The 24,085-nt window shown below is 35.3% G+C and carries 21 protein-coding genes and 1 pseudogene; 10 read left to right on the forward strand and 12 right to left on the reverse strand.

The genetic code is table 11. The features are described from left to right. Nucleotides 1-144: 144 nt before the first annotated feature. The 9 genes from A9G45_RS06710 to A9G45_RS06750 form a co-directional block, all read right to left on the reverse strand. Complete coding sequence (locus A9G45_RS06710; protein WP_065566838.1) at nt 145-1,296, reverse strand: T6SS immunity protein Tli4 family protein; 1,152 nt, start codon at nt 1,294-1,296, stop codon at nt 145-147. Then, a complete protein-coding gene (locus A9G45_RS06715) occupies nt 1,286-2,344 on the reverse strand; it encodes a T6SS immunity protein Tli4 family protein (RefSeq protein ID WP_065566837.1) in 1,059 nt (352 codons plus the stop codon). Before A9G45_RS06715 ends, A9G45_RS06710 begins: the two co-directional genes overlap by 11 nt. 76 nt (nt 2,345-2,420) lie before the next feature. Then, nucleotides 2,421-4,193 (reverse strand): esterase/lipase family protein, encoded by a 1,773-nt coding sequence (locus A9G45_RS06720; protein WP_065566836.1) that lies wholly within the window; start codon nt 4,191-4,193, stop codon nt 2,421-2,423. A gap of 25 nt (nt 4,194-4,218) precedes the next feature. Further along, the gene (locus tag A9G45_RS06725) at nt 4,219-5,364 is read right to left on the reverse strand and encodes a hypothetical protein (RefSeq protein ID WP_065566835.1); all 1,146 of its coding nucleotides are present in this window, start codon (nt 5,362-5,364) and stop codon (nt 4,219-4,221) included. A 93-nt stretch (nt 5,365-5,457) separates the two neighbouring features. Beyond that, nucleotides 5,458-8,001, reverse strand: a complete 2,544-nt coding sequence (locus A9G45_RS06730) for a type VI secretion system Vgr family protein (protein WP_081297850.1) — start codon at nt 7,999-8,001, stop codon at nt 5,458-5,460. Nucleotides 8,002-8,237: 236 nt separating this feature from the next. After that, nucleotides 8,238-9,368, reverse strand: coding sequence for an ABC transporter permease (locus tag A9G45_RS06735; RefSeq protein ID WP_065566834.1), 1,131 nt, complete (start codon nt 9,366-9,368; stop codon nt 8,238-8,240). A 5-nt stretch (nt 9,369-9,373) separates the two neighbouring features. After that, a complete protein-coding gene (rbbA, locus tag A9G45_RS06740; protein ID WP_065566841.1) occupies nt 9,374-12,172 on the reverse strand; it encodes a ribosome-associated ATPase/putative transporter RbbA in 2,799 nt (932 codons plus the stop codon). 13 nt (nt 12,173-12,185) lie between these two features. Continuing rightward, on the reverse strand, nt 12,186-13,175 hold the full coding sequence (locus A9G45_RS06745) for an HlyD family secretion protein (RefSeq protein WP_065566833.1): 990 nt from the start codon (nt 13,173-13,175) through the stop codon (nt 12,186-12,188). 228 nt (nt 13,176-13,403) lie between these two features. Continuing rightward, nucleotides 13,404-13,925, reverse strand: a complete 522-nt coding sequence (locus A9G45_RS06750) for a DUF2867 domain-containing protein (protein WP_065566840.1) — start codon at nt 13,923-13,925, stop codon at nt 13,404-13,406. A 557-nt stretch (nt 13,926-14,482) separates the two neighbouring features. Between A9G45_RS06750 and plsY the strand changes: the two genes are divergently transcribed. The 6 genes from plsY (at nt 14,483) to A9G45_RS06780 (ending at nt 18,806) form a co-directional block, all read left to right on the forward strand. Next, complete coding sequence (plsY, locus tag A9G45_RS06755) at nt 14,483-15,067, forward strand: glycerol-3-phosphate 1-O-acyltransferase PlsY (RefSeq protein WP_065566832.1); 585 nt, start codon at nt 14,483-14,485, stop codon at nt 15,065-15,067. Nucleotides 15,068-15,272: 205 nt separating this feature from the next. Then, nucleotides 15,273-15,878, forward strand: coding sequence for a recombination mediator RecR (gene recR, locus A9G45_RS06760; RefSeq protein WP_065566831.1), 606 nt, complete (start codon nt 15,273-15,275; stop codon nt 15,876-15,878). A 122-nt stretch (nt 15,879-16,000) separates the two neighbouring features. Beyond that, complete coding sequence (locus A9G45_RS06765) at nt 16,001-16,819, forward strand: pyridoxal phosphatase (protein WP_065566830.1); 819 nt, start codon at nt 16,001-16,003, stop codon at nt 16,817-16,819. Nucleotides 16,820-16,843: 24 nt separating this feature from the next. Continuing rightward, the gene (gene truC / locus A9G45_RS06770) at nt 16,844-17,551 is read left to right on the forward strand and encodes a tRNA pseudouridine(65) synthase TruC (protein WP_065566829.1); all 708 of its coding nucleotides are present in this window, start codon (nt 16,844-16,846) and stop codon (nt 17,549-17,551) included. A gap of 156 nt (nt 17,552-17,707) precedes the next feature. After that, nucleotides 17,708-18,124, forward strand: a complete 417-nt coding sequence (locus A9G45_RS06775; RefSeq protein WP_065566828.1) for a DUF4878 domain-containing protein — start codon at nt 17,708-17,710, stop codon at nt 18,122-18,124. Between the two features lie 73 nt (nt 18,125-18,197). Next, nucleotides 18,198-18,806: a hypothetical protein gene (locus A9G45_RS06780; protein WP_081297853.1), complete on the forward strand. Its 609-nt coding sequence runs from the start codon at nt 18,198-18,200 to the stop codon at nt 18,804-18,806. Nucleotides 18,807-18,978: 172 nt separating this feature from the next. Here the strand turns inward: A9G45_RS06780 and A9G45_RS13810 are convergent, their stop codons facing one another. Next, nucleotides 18,979-19,161 carry an integrase core domain-containing protein gene (locus tag A9G45_RS13810; protein ID WP_081297854.1) on the reverse strand — a complete coding sequence of 61 codons (183 nt, stop codon included), beginning with the start codon at nt 19,159-19,161 and terminating at the stop codon, nt 18,979-18,981. Between the two features lie 62 nt (nt 19,162-19,223). Here A9G45_RS13810 and A9G45_RS14985 point away from each other — a divergent pair. From A9G45_RS14985 to A9G45_RS06795, 4 genes and pseudogenes are all read left to right on the forward strand, one after another. Next, nucleotides 19,224-19,337: pseudogene (locus A9G45_RS14985) on the forward strand (IS3-like element IS655 family transposase); the annotation flags it as partial. 141 nt (nt 19,338-19,478) lie between these two features. Beyond that, the gene (locus tag A9G45_RS06785; protein ID WP_141673632.1) at nt 19,479-19,673 is read left to right on the forward strand and encodes a hypothetical protein; all 195 of its coding nucleotides are present in this window, start codon (nt 19,479-19,481) and stop codon (nt 19,671-19,673) included. A 691-nt stretch (nt 19,674-20,364) separates the two neighbouring features. Continuing rightward, on the forward strand, nt 20,365-21,060 hold the full coding sequence (locus tag A9G45_RS06790; RefSeq protein ID WP_065566826.1) for an AzlC family ABC transporter permease: 696 nt from the start codon (nt 20,365-20,367) through the stop codon (nt 21,058-21,060). After that, a complete protein-coding gene (locus tag A9G45_RS06795) occupies nt 21,057-21,380 on the forward strand; it encodes an AzlD domain-containing protein (RefSeq protein ID WP_065566825.1) in 324 nt (107 codons plus the stop codon). The genes A9G45_RS06790 and A9G45_RS06795 overlap by 4 nt, the downstream gene beginning before the upstream one ends. 97 nt (nt 21,381-21,477) lie before the next feature. On the opposite strand, the gene A9G45_RS06800 is transcribed toward A9G45_RS06795, so the two are convergent. After that, nucleotides 21,478-22,380 (reverse strand): heme biosynthesis HemY N-terminal domain-containing protein, encoded by a 903-nt coding sequence (locus A9G45_RS06800; protein WP_081295799.1) that lies wholly within the window; start codon nt 22,378-22,380, stop codon nt 21,478-21,480. A gap of 7 nt (nt 22,381-22,387) precedes the next feature. Further along, entirely contained in the window at nt 22,388-23,860 is a 1,473-nt protein-coding gene (locus A9G45_RS06805) for a uroporphyrinogen-III C-methyltransferase (RefSeq protein WP_065567484.1), read from the reverse strand. Nucleotides 23,861-24,085: the final 225 nt, after the last annotated feature.

The raw sequence follows: 24,085 nt of genomic DNA on the forward strand, positions 1-24,085 counted from the left end.
GCGGTATTGTTTAGCAGTTGATCCACTTGTTGTTGCTGTTCGGGCGATAGGGTAAGGTGCCTAATATCTGAACGAGCACAGCGGTAAGCCACCAGTAAAGATATCATGGCTATAATTATTACCCCAATTAAAACCCATCGTCTTTTATTCTTCATCGGCAAACGAACCTTCCCTTATTCTCAGACTGTTGGTAATTTCGCGCCAAATCACCATAAGTTGCTCTTCACTGTAGCTTGGAATATGGTTATCCTGCGGTATTTTATAATGCATTTCTAACATTAATTGCGGTTTGTTATAATCGGCATCAGAGAGATGAATTCCTAAGGTAAAAATATACCCTTCTCGCTTTCTTGGGTAATATTCATTATCATCGGAAAACAGCATTCCTTTCATTATTCGCTCTTCCATCACTAATTGATTGCTTTCTCGGGTGCCTTTATAGACAGTATGGGCATCACTATCTGACGATGGCAACATCGCGATATCGGGGACATCAAGTAGCGAAAAATCATCTGAATCATCGTATAAATCAAAACTGATAGAAAAATCGTCACTCTCTTCATATTGGTATAAAAAGTACATATCCTTATCTTCTTCTACCCCGCCATGCATAAAACCATAAATAAAGCAAAAACCAGGCTCAGTGGGGATGCTATAGTCATCTCGCACACTAATATGTTCAAACAGTTTATACATCTGTGCTAGTTTTTCAGGAACGTCATTTCTATAGCTATTTGGGTAATCTTTTCTATCTTGATCATAACGACTGGCTGAGCCATTAGTCGCTTTTATTTCAATTTTTAAGGCGACATCATCTTGCCAGCGGTAACCTTCTAATATTCTAGCAAAATCGGGGGTAGTTATTTTTTCCATCCGTTCAAAAATAATACCCTGCATTATTTGTGGATTGCGGGTGGGCACGGGGTAAATGTTTTTTAAAAAAGTCCCGTCAATTGCATCAATGGGTCGCGTATTTTTTAGCTCTTGCTCACGCAGGGTGATCATCTGTTTAAATGGTGGCAGATAGAGTTGTTCCGTTTTGATCGTGATTTTATTATTATAAGTATAATAAAAATCATTTGATTGAGGGGCTTTAAATTGTTTGGGTAGATCAATTAAGTAAACCCCCACACAGCGGGTGGCGGTATTGTTTAGCAGTTGATCCACTTGTTGTTGCTGTTCGGGTGATAGGGTAAGGTGCCTAATATCTGAACGAGCACAGCGGTAAGCCACCAGTAAAGATATCATGGCTATAATTATTACCCCAATTAAAACCCATCGTCTTTTATTCTTCATCGGCAAACGAACCTTCCCTTATTCTCAGACTGTTGGTAATTTCGCGCCAAATCACCATAAGTTGCTCTTCACTGTAGCTTGGAATATGGTTATTCTGCGGTATTTTATAATGCATTTTTAACAGTAATCTCGGTTTTTTATAATTAGCCTTTTTAGAGAGATGAATTCCTAAGTTAAAAATATACCCTTCTCGCTTTCTTGGGTAATATTCATTATCATCGGAAAACAGCATTCCTTTCATTATTCGCTCTTCCATCACTAATTGATTGCTTTCTCGGGTGCCTTTATAGACAGTATGGGCATCACTATCTGGCGATGGTAGCATCGCGATATCGGGGACATCAAGTAGCGAAAAATTATAGGAATAATCATATAAATTAAAATCGATAGAAAAATCGTCACTCTCTTCATATCGGTATAAAAAGTACATATGTTTATCTTCTTTTACTCCGCCATGCATAAAACCATAAATAAAGCAAAAACCAGGCTCAGTGGGGATATTATAATCATCTCGCACACTAATATGTTCAAACAGTTTATACATCTGTGCTAGTTTTTCAGGAACGTCATTATTATAAATATCAGGATAATCTTTTCTATCTTGATCATAACGACTAGCTAAACCATTAGTCGCTTTTATTTCAATTTTTAAGGCGACATCATCTTGCCAGCGATAACCTTCTAATATTCTGGCGACATCAGGGATAGTTATTTTTTCCATCCGTTCAAAAATAATACCCTGCATTATTTGTGGGTTGCGAGTAGGCACAGGGTGAATGACTTTTAAAAAATCACCATTAATAGGGTTAACCGGTCGCGTGTTTTTTAGCTCTTGCTCACGCAGAGCGATCATCTGTTTAAACGGTGGCAGATAGAGTTGTTCCGTTTTGATCTTGATTTCATTATTATACGTATAATAAAACTCATTTGATTGAGGGGCTTTAAATTGTTTGGGCAGATCAATTAAGTAAACCCCCACACAGCGGGTGGCGGTATTGTTTAGCAGTTGATCCACTTGTTGTTGCTGTTCGGGCGATAGGGTAACCATACGTATCTCCTTACTAAAATAGCGATAAGTCAAAAATAAAATAACTAGTAGTGTAATAATTAACACATAGTGCTTGTTAGTCAGCCGTTGTTTGGGGTTCATCTTGTTTATTGACTTCAAGTAAAATGTCGACAATGGCGCGCAAAGTAAATTCTTGTGCGATCGCCTCTTTATAGGCCCCTTCATGATCAACCGGAATATGCATACGTGCTTTAATGCTTTCAATAGGGATTTCCCCTGAACATTTGGGCACGGTGCTATCACCATTGGCTGTTGCGGGTTTAAGGGTATAGCGTTCGACAATATTGCCTATAGAGTAGGTATAATTGGCAGCTTGTTCTGTGTCGTAGTCCATAGTTTCTTTAACCTCTTCCCCGTTATTATTGTTTGTAGCCAAGGTTCGACTTTCTAAGATTTCGCTTAAATCAAGCCGATTTTGATCGCCAATATGATTGCTTGTTGCGATTTTAGCTTGAGATTTATAGCCTTTAATATATTGCCCTCGCCAGTGGGCAATATCATAGGTTAAAAACTCTTTTTTTATCTGTTGTTCATTATCATCAAGACCATAAAACACATACGTACTGGGGTGATACTTATGGGCTATTTCCTCATGAAACGTTTTAACTTCCTTAGTTATTAAATTTTTATACTTTCCCCAATCTTTTTGCATTTGTGCTATATCATGATCACTATTGAGAGGGTTAATCAAGTGGGGTTCACAAACACACCACCAATCGTCTTTATTTAAGTAAATCTCTTTATATGGGTCGGATTTGGGATAAGATTGCGATTGACCTGCTGGATTGGTAATGGTTAACCAACCCATGCCATAATCAACACTGGGCAATAATTGCAAGGGGCCGGGGGATTGGCCTAAAACGGCGGTCATTTCGGCGGCATCTTTCCCCAATACTTCAGCCATAGGCCAGCTTGCTTCGTTACCGCGCTTCATTCGGGTATAGGCTGCCACAGCACCGGTTGAGGGCTGTACGCCATTAATTACACCATAGACTTTGTCTTGCCCACCTAACGCTTCCGTATAATAGCGGGCAACTAAGCCCCCCATAGAGTGGGTAACTACAATGACTTTATCGACAATTCTTCCCCTTTTTTTATAAAAAGCAGGTATGGTTTGTTCCACTAAGGTTTTTAAGCACGCAGCGCTGTCCGTAATCGATGCTAACCAGTTATAACCCATCACATGGATGGGCAGGTCATAATTTTCACAAATATTTAGTTGATCATCGGTAAAGGTTAATTCGGTTTTTGAACCTGCCGCTAAGGTAAACGACGGTTGTTTGGTTAAACTTTTTAGCTTGCTTGAAATCTGTCCACTTGTTTGAAATAAAAACGATTGAAAGTTTTCTAAAAAATTGCCATAACTTATGTAAGAAACGCTACCCCAACCACGTTCACGGCGGGTACCAAACCGTTTATTTTCAGGATGATTTTTAATGGCTTGATCTATTTGTTGTTGTAAGCTTTCATAGCTTAGGTCTGAATCTTCAGCCATGCCACACGTCTTAACCCAAAGAACCTGATTACTTGCAGCGTCAACCACTTCGCCACGATCATCAACTTCGGTTTTTTGGGGATCTAATTTTTCTTTTCTTGCTTCGGCATCACCTATTTTCCATAAAAGCCATGGTAATGCACTAAATTCACTGTCTAAACGCCAAACTTTTTCATTTGTTTCCTTATCCTTTAAATTACTGCCCATCACCCCAGGTAGAAAAATAATCGGAACAAGCTTGCGCTCTTTTGCAATATGAATGTCGGTAATATTATTGTTTGAAGATGGCATTGTATTAAAAGCATAACGTTGCTGGTTGCTATTTTCGGTCATTTCAATCCATATCCTTTTTATTTTATTACACTAATTTTTGGCGAGTGATTAACTGCAATATCGTTTTATGGTCAAATTGCACAACACATAGCTGTTCATCAAAATGGCTGTCAATGCAATTGCTGGCTAATGCTAACGCAAAATATTTAGTTAATTCAGTTGGTTTGGCAAAAGTTAAATCGATATTGTGAATAAGTTGTTGGTTGTATTGGTCATCGTCATTATCATTGTTATCAATCCCCCATGTATTAATAGTAATGGCTAAAGCTGTACGGTTTTTTCTATCTAATCCTGATACCCAAATATCTTTAATGTCGGTGACCGGCAGTTGAGTATAAGTAACCAGTTGTGTTAGATCTGCCGATAGATCCTGTTCTGCAACCATTAATCGCCCTAACCACGCTTTAGCTTGTAACTTTTGATTGTCAATCAATGTTGTGCTACCAATTAGTAACGCACTGATAAACTTACTGTGATGGTGGTAAGAGGTATCGTTATATTGGCAAGTTAGAATAAGCGATAATTCGATATCATCAGTATGTTGATATAATTCTGCAATCCAGACGTTATAATCCATAATAGGCTCAACACGTAAACGCCAATGTGTAAAGATTGCCTCGGTTAAATCCTCATCATCCATAAGTGATTGAGGTAAATAGATATGGCTTAAATATTTACGATAATTTGGGCATTGTTGCTCTAGATTTTGCATAACTTCATTTAAAAACCAAAAAGGTTTATTTGATGCTGTGGAGTTAAATAGTGGCCGTGCTTTAGCAGGATAAAGCGGTATCTGTTTAGGATCACCAATTAAAGTTTGAACGCCATTTGGCTCTGCACAAATAACATGACTAGCAAAAATAGGAATTTGTACTTTGCTCCATGCTTGCCAATGTTGTGTTGATTCTTCATTAACTTTAGCGAGTTCTTCATTATAAATGTCGTTAAAGTAACTACTATTTATTTTTATAGCTAGCATTAAAAGCCAAATAATCAGTGGCAATATAACAGAAAAAAACCAAAATATTGCCTGATTAGTACCATTATAAAACAATACAGTAAGAGCAAAACCCATAAATATAAGGGGTATTATACTTATGAACAACAAATATGAAGTGTATTTTATTGGTTGTTGTTTTGGCTCTAATAATTTAGGAATATTCCAACCCATTAGTCATATCCTTCTAAATATGCTTCATCTTTGTTAAACAATTTTTGTTAAACAACATTTGTTAAACAATAAAAATTAGTCTAGCCAGTTATTTTATTCTGGCTCAATAACGATGGTGACCGATTCAGCAAATTGGCTATACTGTTCTGGCAATTTGCCATTTTCATCAGTTACTGTTTCAATTTCGCTATTATCTGCACGAATAATTTTTACTTTGCGATTTTTTACTGGTTGATTACTACCTTGCCAAAGTAGCCGTGAATTAAATATATAATTACTGCTTTTCAGTTTATTAGACATTTGGCTTAAACTATCTGGACCAACTTTTTGTAATGTTGCACAACGACAAAATATGTTGTCTGGTGCGGCAATATCGATCGAACCATCAGCTAAGCGAATATAAGCCCCACCACAAGTTAAAATCATCTCTTTTTTTGCCGAAATGATAGTGCGACCTTCACAACTCACCATGCTAAGATCTTTTTGCGCACTTAATGACATTTCGTCACGCTGTGCTTGAATGTCGACTTTGCCTTTAGACGCAATTAATTTGATCCCTAGCTTTTGTGCAAAAAGGCTGATGATTTCGCCCGCAGCCACAGTAAATTTTTTTAAGACACTGATATCAGTATGTTGATGACTTGATAGCATTAAGTTTTCACCAGCCGTAATCTGAATGCTTTCTGGTGTAACTTGTGCAATGCCTTTTTTTGATGACATCAAAATAGACGCTTGATTTAGCTCTTGAAGTGATTCGTTTAATAATGTTTTTTGTGTTTCTAAGTCGGCTAACTCTGCTTCGGCTTGTTTAGCTGCATGTTGTAATGCACTGACCATATTAATCGCTTTATCAAGCTGTTCTTTTGCTTCTTGCATATTCAGTTGAATATTTTGCGCTTTATATTGTGCATCGGTTGTAATAAAAAGCCCTTTAGCAGCGCGTAATGCTCCCCATTCATCAGTGCGTAATTCAAAACCTTCACCACGTTGTTTTTTTTCATTATCAACTAAGTGCCCCATGTTAAGTTGAGTTTTACCATATTCGGTGGCAAGTTTGATATGCTCTTGCCCCCGCTTATCATCCATGCGTAGCTTATTATTTGCTGGCGTACGAATCACATTACGGTGTTTATTAATAGTTGAAACAAGATCTGGGTGGGCGCTATCGTGCATTGCATGGGCAATATAGGGTCTATCAGGGTTACCATTCATGAAAGCAATAGCAACTTCTGTACCATCAATCAGCGGAAAGTGAAAGCCATAGGTATCTCCTGAATAGGGCTTGGCCAACCTTACCCATACGCTTTCCTCGCCTTTTTTCCACTCTTTTAAGTCAAAGTTAAACTTAACACGATAGCGACCTTGAGTATCAATATAACCGTAAGTATCATTATCTGGACTCGTCACTCTAGCGGGTAATGTGCCGCTCACTTGTGGCCAAGGTAAAGGCGCTGGACGATAAGGTTTAAGTGCATTGTAAGGAATTGCGGTAAAATCCATTTGGTAATGTTTGGTGCGATCGCCTGAGCAATGCGTTGATATGATAATAATGCCTTCATTGATTTCTTGGATAGGGCAATCTTTAATAATAAGGCGCTGTCCTGGCGTTAGTTGGTAATCATTACATTTTCCAGAAATAATTAGCTGCTCGGAAATATAGTATTGGTGACGAATATTGGCATACCAATTGCCACTTTCTATGATTTGCTTATCGCCTAGTTTTTTATGATGCTCTTCGTATCGATAATCTTCACCACGAGTTGTTAGGTCTTTTGGCTGGCTATTGGCATCGGTATGGAGGCTATCATTAGCGGTTCGGTAGTTATAGTCGTTAACACTGACTTGATTTGGTTTAGTTTTACTACTAAATTGTAAATGCCAAACACTATGCTGGTAACTATCATTTAATCCGCTAGGCTCTTTAATAACAAGCGAGCCAATATCTTGAAAACCTTGCTCGTAATCACTAATGATTATGGTTTCACAATTGTATTTGGGATGGGTGTCAAAGTAAAAATAAACACCTATATCGGCAAGTAACCTTTTTATAAATGAGAGATCAGACTCTTGCCACTGGACAATAAATTCCCTAGCTGGGTAAATATCTTTTAACTTAAAGCTAAAATCAATACCGATAAAACCGTTAGCACGCAGTACTTCTTCGACAACGTCTATAACACTCTTGTTTTGAAAAATTGCACATTGTCGATTATTTTCAAGTAATGCCATTCTAGGTTCAAGCACAATTCGGTAACAAGCTTGCTCTTTGTTCATTGATACCAAATTGAATTCGGTAATGACCCCATAAAGTGTTCTGGTTTTCTCAAGCGGGTCAAGTAAACCTAGTTTACTTATTTTACTTAGTAATGGTGATAAATTTTGTGGGTGAAATGTCAATGATGCCGATTGGCTTAGCATAGAATCAATTGAAAGCGGTTTGCTTGAACTGTTAAAACTAGCACTGTTAAAACTAACAATGTATTTCCACGGTTGATTTAATGCCTCTAAACCTTCAACTGATAATACGGAAATGTCTAATGATGCACCTAAAGCGTCAATTGATAACGAATAATGATTAAGCGCAGTATCCCCTTTCATAGAAGAAAGGTTTGTTGTAAGCATCTTCTTCACATCCATTTTTATTTCCTCGTTTAATTTTATAACATTTTGTAAATTCCTTTATATTCATACAATTAATTTAGAATTTATATATAAAATAATTACTTATTATTCGAGTTTTTAATCAGCTAATTTTTTATATTTAGCAAAATTTAGCGATTAACTGAAAATGGTTATCAAGTATTCATATGTTAAAATTGTACACATAAATAAAATATTTTAAATAGGCTATTTTAAACTTTTTATAAATTTAGTTATGAGCCCATATTCACAATCGAGTTACGAAAACGTTTTAACGCAATTAAAAAAAATACTGTACCAATTGCTAATAACCACGCATAAGACGTCCAAACAACACTTAACCCCGCTCCGCGATACAAAATAGCCTGCCCTAATTCAACAAAGTGTGTAGTTGGAGCAAATAGCATAATATTTTGTACAATTTCGGGCATACTTTCACGCGGGGTACTACCACCAGACAGCATTTGCAGTGGTAACAGAATTAAAATAAGTAACATTGCAAATTGCGCTGTTGATTTTGCAACCGTTGCCATGAAAATACCTAGTGATGTTGTCACAAATAAGTGTAGCGCTGCCCCGATTAAAAATAAGGTTACCGAACCTGCAATTGGCACATTTAACCAGCTATGCACCACAAGTAATAAGGCTATCCACGTTGATATTAATACCACAAGCCCCATCGACCATACTTTTGATATCATAATTTCAAATGGAGTCACTGGCATGGCAAGGAGATGATCAATGGTTCCATGCTCGCGCTCTTTCATTAAGGCGGCACCTGTTAAAATAATGGATAAAGTGGTCACTATGTTAATAATTTCCATAACTGAACCAAACCAAGATCGTGTTAAATTAGGGTTAAAAACGGTGCGCACTTGTATATTAACGGGTAAATTAGTTGCTTGACTATAACGATTTACATATTCGGTTACTTCACCTGTGATAATTTGTGTGATGTAGCCATTACCAACAAAAGCTTGTCCCATTCGTGTTGCATCAATATTTAGCTGAATGTTTGGACTTTGGTTATTGAGCACATCGCGCTGAAAATTAGGGGGGATATTTAAAGCAAATGTAAAGTTATCGGTATCCATGCCATGATCGACTTCATTCATTGAATTTAATTTAACAGGATGATTAAACATTGGCGGATAAAACGCGGCAATTATTTGTCTCGATAAAGGCGAATCATCTTCGTCAACCACTGCTATAGAAGCATGATTTAGGGAATCAGAGGTTGCGGTTGCAGCAATATAAATATCAAAAGTAAAGCAATAGGCAATCAATAATAGCATGATCGGATCACGCAATAATCCCCATAATTCTTTAATCCCTAAACGATAAATATTAGTTAAACTTTGCATAATATCTATCCTTCTTGCTTTTTGAGAAGAAAAATACTTGTGCCAAGCACAATAGGTATTGTGAGCAATAAAAGCAATATTGAATTATGCAACTCTATAAAACTAAGTGCTTTATTAAACACACCACGAGCAATAATTAGCATATGCGTTGTTGGGTAAACTTCACCTATATAGCGTCCACCCCCTTCTAATGAGGTGATAGGATTAAGTAATCCTGAAAATTGAATTGCCGGTAACATGGTTCCCACGCAAGTTAGGAAGATAACGGCAATTTGGCTACGGGTGACAGTTGAAGCCAATAAACCTAATCCTGTTGCAATAATACAATAAGCAAATGCTGCTAGGCACAAAGTAAACAGGCTTCCTTTTATGGGAACACCAAAAATAGTGACTGCCATAACGAGTAGTAATAAAAAACTGAACATTGAAATAATGATATAAGGTACTTGTTTTCCCAATAAAAATTCAGCTTTAGTTACTGGTGTCACATATAAATTGATAATCGATCCCATCTCTTTTTCACGCACAACAGATAAAGCCGCTAACATCGATGGGATCATTAATAATAAAATAGGTATTACCGCTGGTACCATTGCTGGTAAACTTTTAACATCTGGATTATAACGGTACCTTGCTTCTATATTTGCAAGGCTAGTTGAGGCTTGCCCTGTTGTCTCTTTGACTTTTTCGCTTAACCACGCAAGATGCATACCTTGGACGTAGCCTTTAATGGTTTCAGCGCGCAAAGGCATTGCGCCATCAATCCAAATTGCAATATCAACGGGATCACCTCGTTGTATATCTCGTCCAAAATTCGGTGGGATTTCAATCGCTAGAGCAATATCATTACTGCGTAATCGTGCATCCATGTTGTTATAGTCAGTAATTGGTTCCCTTTCAATAAAATATCGTTTAGAGCCCGATAAATTAAGGGTATAGTTTTTACTGATTATACTTTGATCCCGATCAAGTACAGCAAAACGTAAGTCTTCAACATCCATGGTAATGCCATATCCCATAACCAACATTAAAATGGCTGAACCTAATAAAGCTAATAAAGCACGCAAAGGATCTCGAGATAATTCTAGTGTTTCACGCCATATACACCCTATCATACGTCTGGTGCTAAATCCTTGGAAAGGTTGCTTTGCTGATGTTTCAGTAGCATGATTAGTTGTTGTTTTCGGCGTTTCAATCAATTGTTCTTCACTATGACTATTATCAGCCCCAGCATCAACAAGATAACGAATAAAGGCTTCTTCTAATGTGTTAGCCTTTTTTGCGCTAATTATATTATCTGGTGTATCACTCGCTAACACTTTACCCGCATGCATTAAAGAAATTCGATCGCATCTAGCTGCTTCGTTCATAAAGTGAGTTGTGATAAACACGGTGACTTTATCTTTTCTAGAAAGCTCGATAATTAAACGCCAAAAATCATCACGGGCAATGGGATCAACGCCTGATGTAGGCTCATCAAGAATAAGGATCTGTGGATTATGTACAACAGCAACTGATAATGAGAGTCGTTGCTTTACCCCTAAAGGTAAGCTATCGGGTAGATTTTGTGACTCTTGTTCTAAGCCAAAACGTTTAAGCAGTTCTGCAACTCGAGCGGGGATTTTACTTTCCTCAAGACCAAACAAGCGCGCATGTAATACCAAATTTTGTTCAACGGTTAACTCATTATATAAAGAAAAAGCTTGAGACATGTAACCTAAATGCCGTCTAACGTTAATATCACTGGCATCAATTGGTTTGCCAAATAGCCAAGCCTCTCCTGATGAGATCGGCAATAATCCCGTTAGCATTTTCATGGTTGTCGATTTACCACAACCATTTGAGCCTAAAAAACCAAATATCTCACCTTGTTTAATTGAAAAATTAACATGATCAACGGCAATAAAGTTGCCAAATTGTTTAGTTAAATTTTTGGCTTCTATTGCTATTTGTAAATCTTGATTAACATCTAAAGGAGGAATTTCAACAGCTTGATAAGCTTGTTTGGCACTTTCAGGCATTAACTGAATAAAGGCATCATCTAAATTATCTTTATTGGTTTGAGATAATAATGATTTTGGTGTGCCTGTTTCCAGAATCTTTCCACCATACATTGCCACCAACCAATCAAAGTTTTGCGCTTCATCCATATAGGCGGTTGCCACAATCACGCTCATTTGTGGCCTTTGTTTACGAATTTTATTAATCAATTGCCAAAATTGAGCTCGAGAAAGCGGATCAACCCCTGTTGTAGGCTCATCCAAAATTAATAAATCAGGATCATGAATTAATGCAGAACATAAGCTCACTTTTTGCTTCATACCGCCAGATAAGCGCCCTGCGGGTCTTGATAAAAAAGGATATAATCCAGTACTATGGGTTAACTCATCAATACGGCGCCTGCGCTCTGCGGCATCATTCCCAAATAAACGAGCAAAAAATTGTAAATTTTCTTCTACTGATAATGTAGGATACAGATTTTTACCTAACCCTTGTGGCATATAGGCAATTCGGGTACACACATTTTTACGGTGTGATTTATCCTTCATATCACCATCTAATACATAAACAGAACCGTCTTGAATAACATGAGCACCAGCAATGAGCGATAATAAACTCGATTTACCCACACCATCAGGGCCAATAAATCCAACCATACAACGCGGTGGAATCAAAAGATTAATATTATCAAGCGCACAGTTTTTTTTGTAGTGTAGCGTTACATTACTTACTTTTACTACTGCATCATCAAGGGATTTAGTTTCGTTAAGTAAAGCTAAATCCTTATTGTCTGAATCTGACATATGCTGTCTCCAATTATTTTGTTGGACATTTTGCAACATCAGATAAGCCGGCTGGCCATGGTGTATTCGTATCTAACCTAACCCAAGCAATGCCTGGTAATCCCGTTTTAACTTGAGAAATAAAGCATTTTAATAATTGAGGATCTAATTGTGCTTTAACTCTAAACATCAATTTTTGACGTTCATCTTTTGTTTCAACTGTTTTTGGCGTAAATTGAGCAACACTTGATACAAATGATATTTTGGCTGAAATCGCTTTATCGGGTAAAGCATCAAGAACCAGTCTTACTTCGTCACCAATACCAACTTTACCAGCGACTGTTTCTGGCAAAAAGAATGTTAAATAAACGTCGGACAGATTAACAAGATTCAATACCTTACCACCTGAAGGTAAAACTTCCCCCAGTTGCGCAATACGATATTGAATACGTCCATCAACAGGAGCAATTAAGGTGCTGTCATTAATATTCGCTTGAATTTCATTGATATTTGCCTGCGCAACTTCAATCGCCGCATCGGCAGTGGTAACTTGTGATTTAGCTGAATCTAACACCGCCTTTGCACTATTGACTTTAGCGGTATCATCATCAAATTGCTGAACCGAAATCGCCCCTTTTTGATAAAGTTCTTGAGTACGTTGTAAATGTTTATTAGCAATATCCAAATCACTCTCTTTTTGAGTAACAGCCGCTAAAGCAACAACTTTATCACTCATAGCTTGTCGATGTTGAGCTTGGGCTTCATTTAATTGTGCTTGTAAGGTATCAGTTTGCATAACCACTAGTGGTTGGCCTACCTTGACAAAATCGCCTTCATCAACGTTAATTTTTTCGATTCTACCCGCTAGTTTAGTTGAAATATTGATTTCCGTTGCTTCAATACGCCCATTACCACTAATAAAATTCGAGCCATATCCATCAGTTTTTAACTGCTGCCATAAAATGAAAACGATAGCAACAACCACAACAGCAATAATAACCCATTTTCTGCTTATTTGTTTCATGAATAACACCTTTTTAACACGGTTTATAACAAATCTAAACGAAGTAACAAATCGTTATAGGGCATTTACTTGTATTGGTTAAATAATAGCAAATGTTTATAACAAATAAAATCTGTTCATAAAACAAACGCAATAAAAGCTAAAAATTTATAGCATGTGAAATACTTTAATATTTTCTTAAATAACAATAATATTGTTATATATGTAACGGTGTAGATATATCTATCATTATTTAATATTTCGAAATAATCTTTTAACAATATAAGGAGGTAAAATAGAAACTGGCAACATATATAATTTACCCCAAATATTATGATTTTTAACTGAGGCAATTAAATATAATGTATTTTTATTTGAATTATCGTGCTCATCTATAACAATAATGCAGACACAAACATCCAAATGGGAATCTTTTACAACTAATGTAAGTTTATTGTCGGTTTCCTCTGTAATAGTAAAAAAATGAACCATATTGTTTAAATTTGAATCATGATTCTCTTTTCGAGAACGGCTAAAACCGTTAATAGGCTTAATACCAACTGCTTTCACTAAACAATCCCTTATTCTAAAGAGTATTTCTAACCATTTAGGTTGGTGAGATGTCATTATTTCATAGGCTTGATATGCGGTCAGATTTTTAGAAATCGCTTTTTTCTGGTAATCTAAGTAATCTATTTCATTTGCAATTAAAGTAGCATTACTCGGCAATATCTGGCGTGTTTTTTTAATATTTTCTTGTTTTCTGCTCATATGATTAATATTTTTAGTTAACAAAATAGCAGGTTATAATCGCACAAAATACCAACAATAAATTCGTAAATCAATAGAAAACAAGCTACCTTAGTTAAGAATACAACAATCGTTTCTTAGTCATTATACATATGACTTTAATTAGAAATAGCGTTACTTATAATTAATATCTCAATAGATTAAATGGTCAATTGAAAAACCATGGTAATTTATATGCAAACACGAATGTAAATGTTATGCTTACAGTATTAAAAATAGATAACTTCAAACTACTATTTAAAGGGGGATTTTATGTTTCTGCCTTCTTTTTTAACACTTTATAACAAATTTAGTTTTCCCCCCAACAATTAGTAATGTTACTAATGAAAGCGTTACTAATGAAAAATTAAGTTATTCTGACCAACAGCTCATAAAGAAATTAGCTACCCATGATTATTGTTCTGTTTGCTTCATTTCTAACTTTCCCATTTAGGTTATCAAACAACTTAAATGCTAAATTAAATAAAGATTATTATAAGAAGTAAAGGAGTTGTATTTTGATATTACAAATTATATTGATGATTATCATTGCCTATCTTGGGGGATCACTTTCTGGAGCTATAATTATCAGCCGAATCATGCATTTGCCTGATCCTTCTGAACATGGCTCACATAACCCCGGTGCAACCAATATTTTACGATTAAATGGCAAATTACCCGCTATTTTTGTTTTAATTTTTGACATGTTGAAAGGTGCTATTCCCGTTTATATAGCTTATCGGCTTGGAGTGACACCTTTCTTTTTAGGGATTATTGGTATTTTTGCTTGTTTAGGACATATCTTTCCCTGTTTTTTTCATTTTCGTGGTGGCAAAGGCGTTGCAACTGCCTTAGGTATGATGATTCCAATAGGTTTTGATTTTACAGCTTGTTTTATTCTGACTTGGTTACTGGCGCTATTGATTACTGGCTATTCATCCGTGGCTGCGATTGTTGGCTTTCTTATGGCACCTTTTTATGTTTGGCTATTTAGACCTGAGCTTACTTTACCCGTTTCTATGCTTTCATGTTTGATTATTATTCGCCATAATAGTAATATTGCACGCCTTTTAAAAGGTGATGAATTAAAAAGTTATCATCGTGCAAAAATAAAAAATGACTAAAATCTATCAATAAATAAGTATAGATTTAATAATTTATTATGTAAATTGTTGTCAGCTAAGTACTATTGTACCTACGAATTTGCCTACAATTTTTCAATTTTCACCAACATTAAATACACCTTTAAAATAATTCTTATTTAATAGATTATTGAAAATAAGGTATTATTAACCTAACAATTTAAATCTGCGAGAAATAGATTAATTCATGCAAATAAGTCCATTACTAGAATCTCTTATGGAAGCACTGCGTTGTTTACCTGGTGTTGGTCCAAAATCAGCACAACGAATGGCCTTTCATTTATTACAACGAAATCGACAAGGCGGTATTAAATTGGCTCATGAATTGCATGAGGCAATGATAAATATAGGCCATTGTAAAGAGTGTCGAACATTCACCGAGCAAAATATTTGTTCTATTTGTAAAAATGCTCGCCGTCAAAGTAGCGGACAGCTTTGTGTGGTCGAAACACCAGTTGATATCGTTGCCATTGAACAAACTGGGCAGTATAGTGGTCGTTATTTTGTATTATTAGGCCACTTATCACCATTAGATGGTATCGGCCCTAACGACATTGGCCTTGATTTATTAAAAATCAAACTAGCATCAGAACCAATTAATGAAGTCATTTTAGCCACTAATCCAACCGTTGAAGGCGATGTGACAGCTAATTACATTGCACAAATGTGCGCAGAGTTTAATGTAACAGCAACTCGAATTGCTCATGGTGTACCAGTTGGTGGTGAACTCGAAATGGTTGATGGTACAACACTTTCTCATTCATTTATTGGTCGTCAAAAAATAGAGTTTTAGTGTGACTTGATCTCGTGGCCTAGTTTATCATATAGCATATTAGTTATGTGATTAGTTAGTTATATGATAGTTAGTTATGCGATGGTTAGCTAGACCATAATAATTATGCAAAGAGGATAAATATGAAATATAAAGCCGTTGCCTTTGATATGGATGGTACATTACTTACCAGTAATCGTTTAGTTCTGCCAGAAACAGCCAATATGATCAAAAAAATAAGCGATCAAGGTGTAAAAGTGATTTTAGTTTCAGGGCGCCATCATTCTGTAATTTATCCTTATTATTACCAACTTAACTTATCGACGCCAGCAATTTGCTGTAATGGCTCTTATCTTTACAATTTTGAAAATGAGCAATTGTTTGCGGGAAAACCAATGACAAAAGATCAAGCAAAAACATTATTGGAGTTAGTTAATCAGTATAAGATACATACTTTAATTTATACTGATCAATCGATGACTTATGAAGTTCTTGATGATCATCTTGAAAGTTTTTTTAAGTGGGTTAATACACTACCCTTCTTTTTACAACCAGAAATCAAAAAAGTGAATAGCTTTGAAAAACTGATAGATGAATCTGCCTCAATTTTCAAATTTGCCACAAGTAGCCATAATATATCTGCATTGCAACAGTTTTCAAATGCAGTAGAGGCATTAGATATGTTTTCATGTGAATGGTCTTGGTCAAATAGAGCGGATGTTGCAGTGAAAGGCAATACCAAGGGTAATGGTTTAACGCATTGGGCAAAGCACGAAAATATTGATCTAAGTGAAATAATTGCTTTTGGCGATAGTTATAATGACATCAGTATGTTATCTGTTGCTGGATTAGGAATTGCAATGGGGAATGCTGATGATGAAGTGAAAGCTAAAGCAAGTTATGCCATTGGCGATAATAATAGCCCAAGCATCGCAATAGAACTAGAAAAACTCTTTTTATAATTGATTAGTTAGTAATAATAAAATATGTTTGAAATTATTTACCAAGATGACAATCTAATCGCTATTAACAAGCCATCTGGTTGGCTTGTACATCGCAGTTGGCTAGATAAACATGAAACGGTTGTTGTTATGCAAACTTTGCGAGATCAGATAGGTCAACATGTGTTTCCCGTTCATCGGCTTGATCGACCAACATCAGGAGTACTATTATTTGCGCTCTCTAGCGATATAGCACGAATAATGTCTGAACAATTTGCAACGAAGCAAATTGAAAAAACTTATTATGCCATTGTGCGAGGTTACGTGGAAGGTGAAGCTATAATCGATTATCCTTTAGTTGAGGAATTAGATAAAATCGCCGATAAATTTTCTGATAAAAACAAGCCAGCACAAAATGCAGTGACTTTTTACCGAGGTATTAGCAAAATTGAAATACCCATTAAAGTGAGGAAATTTGATAGCGTAAGATACAGTTTTGTCGAATTAAAACCACAAACAGGTCGTAAACATCAATTAAGACGCCATATGAAACATATTTTTCACCCTATTTTAGGGGACAGTAAACACGGCGACCTTCATCAAAACCGAGCATTTGCTGATTATTTCGGTATTAAACGATTAATGCTTCATGCCCATACACTGAAAATCACACACCCTATTGAACAAAAGCAAGTAATATTAAAAGCTACGCTCGATCCTAATTGGCAAAATATCTTATTAAATTTCAAATAACCATTTTTGTGCTTTAATGAAATTGCTTTTTTTTTAGGTAATTACATAGTATCATTTTTGTCACTTTCCTTAGATGCCATTTTTTAATTTATCTACATTTTTATTTTATCTAGGAAAGCACTTATAAATTTAAATAAATCTATAATAGGAATGAAAATGAAAACAATTATTAAATTTTTTAGTGTGTTTTTACTAGCCCTGATGGTAACAGCTTGTTCATCAGAAAAAACACCAGAACAAGTAGCAGAAAAATTTATCACAGCAATCTACAAAGGTGATTTAGATACCGTTATGGATCTGATCTATTTTCCTAAAGAAGATAGCAAAGATATAGATATGACAACGCTTATGAAAAGTAAAATGCAAGAAGCGCTTAAAAGAGGGAAAGCGTTTGCCGATGAACATGGTGGTTTTGATAAAGTCGAAACAGCACCTGCAGAATATACCAATGATGAAAAAACAATGGCTAAAGTACAAGCTATCGCTTCTTTCAAAGATAATACTAAAAAAGATGAAAAAAACATCTCATTAATCAAAGTTGATGGTAAATGGTTAATTAATATGAAAATATAAATTATAGCTAATGTTAATTGTTATGTTAGAAATGATAAAAGGGTAAAATTTTACCCTTTTTAATTGTGAAACAATGTTGATGAAATATTACCGTTTCTTTCCTATTATTTTTCTCATGCTGATAAATTTTGCATTTGCTAATCAGCTTGCTTCTTCTTCCAATCAAACCATTGAATTGCCTTATTCTATAAAAGTAGGAGACTGGGTTTTTAGGAAAGGTATACAAACCGATAGTTTTATTGTCAATCAGTTAGGTGGCGGTGATTTCTCACATATTGGTATGATTATATCAATTCAGCCAGAGATTAAAATTATCCACGCTACAACAAGTGATGATAATAATCGCCTCAATCAAGTAATTGTGTCAACCTTAAACGAATTTATTACTCCTGAATTAGCTGAAAAATATGCTATAGCAAGACCTAATTTTTTGTCTGATGTGCAGCGATCGCAAATTGCCAATGACCTTCTAATTAAACAAGGAGAAGCTTTTATATTAGCACCAAGAGAACAACCCCATCTTTATTGCACAACATTACTTTTTGATTCTATTATTAAATTCCAACCTGATTTTAATGTTGAATGGAAGTATACTCATTTTCCAACATTAAGTGGTTTTTATCTCTTTCCCCAAGCATTTGCAAATTATCCCAATATTACTTGGATCTATAAATATCCATAAAACGCATGGTGGTTTATGGCTCTCTGCGCCAGAGTTTGCGCATTTACCCGTTAAAAGGGGGCAAGAAATACTATCGCCACACTCTACAATAAACTAGTTCGTTATTATCTTTTCCAATTTAGAATTGGCGTGTAAATACCCCCCAAACTTAGTACACAACTCACGTAGAAAATTAAACAGCCTGTTTTAGTGTTTTATATTCAATCGGTATCATATTGTGTAATGCCTCATGCGGTCTTTCGGTGTTATAAATCGTTAATCCTTCTTCGGTTATTTTCCTTACTTGCGTTAAGTTGTTATAAAGCAAATTGTTGTTGCGGATTGAACTTATATTCGAATTAACCAACTTTGGCATTATTTATGTATTTTAGTGAATTTACTCGATAGGCAGATTATCGGTTATTGGAGAATTGTTTTAAGGCATTTAATATCCCGCATTCATTAAGCAAGAAAGAGGAACCTTATGATAATACAGTAGCCGAAGCGACATTGAAAACAATTAAAACAAAGTTTGTAAAAGGTCAATGTTTCAATCCCATAACTGAGCTATAACACATTTTTTCGGCTTATACCTATTGGTATAATAATAAACGATGACATTCTTCGCTATGCTACGTGCCTCCTGTCGAATTAAAAAACACTTATCCCTCAATTTTTTTGTTTGAAAATGTGTTGCCATTTCATTTAGCTATAGCAAAAACCCCAGCAAATTCGAGTATTAGTTTAATTATTAGCGATGACTCTGACGGTGTGCCAAAGATAGAGTTAGTCGGCTCAACACATGATGTAAGCAAAACAACCGCAGCTAGTGCAGTGCCAACCACATTTATTATTATGCAGCAAGGAAAAAACAAAAACCGTGTATAGTTTTAAGATTGATAAATGGTATATCCTTAAAAAATCTAAAGTTGAGGCGTATTTTATACGAGAAAAAGCACAAGCATATCGCGATTCAATAGGATGGCACAGAATTCACTAACGCATACCCCAAATATTGGGGTAAAGGTACTAATTTTAGATTATCGTAAGGCTAGGGTGGTTTATTTACTGAGTGGGGTAATTTGATGGGGATATTACCCAAATAGTAGTTTTTTTGTTGACGATTTTGTTGCTTACTATATTGCTGAATTAAGAGAACCTAATAAACGTAGTTTTCCGTGAGTAGTAATATCCAATGTTCGACAGATAAAGGGCGATCGTCCTAATCATGCTCAATATTCAAGAGCGGTTTGTATTAATGGAAAGTAGAGTTCTATAGTTAACTTTTTGCTTTGAATATCTTGGCACAAATATTATAAGCAGAGGAAATGCAGTTACATTGTGCTACTGCATTTTATTTTAGCGTAATAAACTATAGATAAAGCAGTCATTCTTAATTGTTATTTTACCTATTGTTGATTGGTTTAATTTCTAACAATAGGTGCGTTTTTGCAAAATCGAAAATATCGCAAATCAATGAATAACTCATTGCATTTATTTTTATATTCAAGCAAACTGCTGATACTTTGCGCTTATTGATAATTTACGATAATACAATGTTTATTTTTAGGTGGTTGTTATGTCATTAACATTTAAAGATGGAGTTTATGCCTGTATTCCAACATTATTGGGTTACATCGGTATTGGTATTGCGGCTGGCGTTGTGGGCAAATCAGCAAACTTGTCAGTATTTGAAGTTACGTTGCTGGCTATCATCGTTTATGCTGGTGCAGCACAATTTATTATTGCTGGATTAATGATGGTAGCGACACCCATTTCGGCCATTATTTTTACTACTTTTTTAATTAATTCACGTCATTTCTTAATGAGCATGGCAACAGCCCCCATTTTTCGCAAGTTTTCGCTATTTAATAATATTGGTATTGGTAGCTTATTGACTGACGAAACTTTTGCTGTTGCTATGAATGCTATTGCTAATAAAGAGCCTATTAACGCAGCTTGGATGCATGGACTTAACTTAACCGCTTATACTACTTGGATTTTATCTTGCTTATTGGGTGCTTTAATTGGTGAATGGTTACCCGATCCTGCTCTGTTCGGTTTAGATTATGCTCTAGTAGCCATGTTTATTGGTTTGTTATATTTGCAATTAATTGGTGATAAAAGTAAGCATTTTAAAAATCGAATTTTAGCAATGCTAACGGTTGCGGTTACGCTTATTTTGTTAATGCGCTTTGTATCTCCTGAAATGGCTATTTTAATCAGTACGCTTATCGGTTGTTTTATGGGGATGGCAATGGAGCGTGATGTATGACAATGTATAGCTTATTAATTATTTTCGGTTGTGGGTTAGTGACTTGGTTGCCGAGAATTATCCCATTTTTATTGGTTCGGAAATTGCAGCTACCTAATAGTGTAATTCAGTTTTTGTCGTATGTACCTTTATGTATTTTAACTGCACTGTTTGTGCAAAATTTATTTGTAGCAAAACAAGGACAGTTTCCTACTTTTAATATAGAGTATTGCTTAGCAACAATTCCAACTGTCATTATTGCTTTTGTAACCAAAAATTTAATGTGTATTGTGGTTGCTGGTATATGCTTTATGGCGTTAATTCGTTACTTTATTGTTTGATTTTACGTTATTCGATAATTAATTTCTAATTACGATGTATAAAGGCTATTCACAAATAAAAAACAGGGCATTTGCCCTGTTTTTTATTTGTGCGCTTTTATGTTCTTTCTTTTGGTTCTAGCTTATTTATCGACTTTAATAACTTTTCTGCCTCATTGGTTTGGCCTAATTGATTAAAACTATCGGCTACCGCTTTTTGATAAGTAATATTATTTAAGATGGCTCGGGGTTGTGAGTGCCACCATTTTACTAGCGCTTGAGGATCATCGCTAGCTGAAAGTTGTTTAATTCGGCCAATATAGGCTGTTTGTTTAAGCTGATCTAATCGCAATTCGCTATACGCTTTAGCTTTATACATTGCTGGCAATAGGTCTATGATTGCTTGATAATCGCCCATTTCGTAATAAAGTTGATCAGCTAGTCTAAGCACTTCACCATTGCGTGGTTTTTCGTTTAATAGTTGATTCAATGTCATTCTTGCAGCAGTGTATTCGTGGTTTTTTATTTGTAAGCGAATCTGTACCAATTGAAAGGTAAATAAATCTTTTGATTGGCAACTTTTAGCAGCTTGCTCAAGAGATTGATTTGCCTCAATTAATTCATTATTATTGATTTGAGCTTGGGCTGCAAGCAAATACGATAAAGTGATATTTTTTGCCCCTTTAGCGCTTTTTACAAAAAGTTTAGCAGCTTGCTTATAATCGCCCTCAAGCAATAAGGTTTGTGCTTGTTCAATGCGTTTTATTGATTTTTTGGGTGAATGTAAGCTTAGCCAATTGCCTAATGCCGTTTTAGAACTAAATATTTTACTAAAAAAACAATAAATTAGGTAAAGGAAAAGCAACCCAATTAATTCAAATATCATAAATGAATTAAACGACATGCTAATACGATAATTAGCAAATTCAAATACCGCTGAGCCTTGCTGCCCTTGTAATAATGGCCCAAGAAACAATCCACCGACTAGCACTAAGAAAATAATTAGTATTTTTATCATCATTATTCTCCTATTTTGCTAACATTGAACGAACACGGGTTTGCATCAGTTTTTCAAGCTCGCCGATGCTAGCTAGGCCTTCTGGGACATTTTGATTACTGATAGATTGATTTTGTAAACTTTCAAGTTCATTAATGAATGCTTTCACGCTTGGCGCATTACCATCAAAATAGGCATTAACCCAAATAGCGGCATCGCTAAGTGCTCGTTGGTAAATAAGTTCTTGATGCCTTGGTACTGCTTGTGCTGCAATCAATAGGCGGAAACGAATGTTTTCACGCAGGTATAGTGATTGTTCTAAACTCAGTGGTGCTTTTAAAATTTGGCATTTTGTGATTTGTTTTTCATCTTTGCCAGCTTGTTCTAAGCATGCTTTAAAATTGTTATCTTTATCGTCAAGTTTTTCAATAGTAATGAATTTATCCATAAAGGTCCTAGCACTGCTTAACAAATTGCTGGACCACTCACTAATTGATGATGATAACTCATTATTATTGTTATCAACTACATTATTAGAATTCGCCTGTACAGTATTGCTGGTGGTATCAACATTTTGAGATTTATCATTATAGCTGTTTGCATTGGTAGTATCTTCGCTATATAGCGTCATACCAAGGTCAATATCTTTATAATTACCAACTAAAGGTAATTCGGTAATTGATTCTGACAGACCAATTAAGTTAATAATAATACCATCGGTATCAATAAAGCTTACTTGAGCGAGCGAATTGATATCTTTACCAATAGCTTGCCTTGCAGGTAGTAAGCTTGGATCCTCAGCTTGTACAAGGCTTTGATCTGCACTTTTTAGTAGTAATCGTGCTGATGTGTAATCTTGGTCATTCCATATTTTACGACCTGCTAAATGTACTAAATAATTTGCTTGTGAAATTAACCAAACATTGTGATCGGTGGTGGACATAGCAGCTAAGCGTTCATTAATTTTTTGCAAGTTTTGTTCGGTAAGTTTTAATGAATCATTAAATTGATTGCTTAATTGCTGTTGCTTTTCTTGCTGATCGTCAAGCTCACGCTTAACACGCTGTTCTAACGAGTTAAATTGTTGGTTTTGCTTATTGATTGCATCGTTAATACTATCTTGTAAATCATTGGTGATGCTTTGTTTTGTTGTTTGTTTTAAATTTGCCAATTCAGTTTGCAATGTCGAAATGACCTTTTTTTGCTGCTTAATTTGCTGATGACCATAATAAAAACCAAAACCACTTAAGCAAACGGTTAATGCTATAGCAATTATCGATAGCTTTGAAGTAGGGGTACAGCTACTGTTGGCGTTGTTGTTAATTGACTTGGGTTGAGCCTTAGATTCTACAGGTGGATAAGGTTGTGGGTCTGTTGAATTTCTTTTGTCTTCTTTCATAGTCTTATTTGCTTCATTTTGAGTCGCAGTTGTTGATGGTTGGCTAAATGAAGTTGTGTTTATTGTTGATAGTGTTGCATTGGCGCCATAGTATTTTGGTGGCATAAATGACCTCATTTAGATTTATTAGAAATTTATATTGGCATTATGACACAGAGTTAATCTTGTTTTAAATAAATTTTGATTATTCTTTTATTGAAAAAAGATCATATACTATTTTTAAGTAGCTTGTTTATTATTAAATTGAGTTGATTTTATTTTTAGATCCACAACAGCTAGCTCGAAGTCGAGTACCATTTTTCTCAGTATTTATTGATCATTCATCTTGTA

Origin of the sequence: Gilliamella sp. HK2, from assembly GCF_001690265.1 — a bacterium.
Lineage (GTDB): Bacteria > Pseudomonadota > Gammaproteobacteria > Enterobacterales > Orbaceae > Gilliamella > Gilliamella apicola_C.